The organism is Seonamhaeicola marinus (assembly GCF_008085455.1).
The window spans coordinates 1-543 of the sequence record NZ_VSDQ01000256.1 but is presented as its reverse complement, the minus strand read 5'-3'; the positions used below and the strand labels follow the sequence as shown (position 1 = coordinate 543).

The window sequence follows — 543 nt, the reverse complement described above, 5'->3', positions numbered from 1 at the left end:
TTAAACCCTTCAATAGTTGGTTTTACAATGCGTTCTTCAATTTTATTTAAAAACTCATTAGTAGCAAATGGCACTGGAGAAACAGCACCCATACCACCTGTATTTAAACCTGTATCGCCTTCGCCAATACGCTTATAATCTTTCGCCGTAGGCAAAATTTTATAATTGTCGCCATCGGTTAAAACAAAGCAACTTAATTCAATACCATCTAAAAACTCTTCAATAACCACTTTGGTACTTGCATTACCAAATTTGGCATCAACTAGCATACTTTTTAATTCGGCTTTAGCTTCTTCTAAATTGTTTAAAATAACTACACCTTTGCCAGCAGCTAAACCATCGGCTTTTAAAACGTATGGTGGTTTTAACGTTTCTAAAAAGGCATACCCTTGTTCAACAGTATCTTTTGTAAAACTTTCATAGGCCGCCGTTGGTATGTTATGGCGCATCATAAACTCTTTGGCAAACTCTTTACTACCTTCAAGTTGTGCCGCTACTTTTTGCGGACCAATAACAGGTATGTGTTTTAAGGCACTATCATTT

At 36.3% G+C, this 543-nt stretch carries 1 protein-coding gene; it reads right to left on the bottom strand.

Annotated elements, in window-relative coordinates:
• Positions 1 to 543 (bottom strand): phosphoribosylamine--glycine ligase (locus FUA24_RS03825; protein WP_394344184.1); only part of this gene is annotated, 543 nt, incomplete at both ends.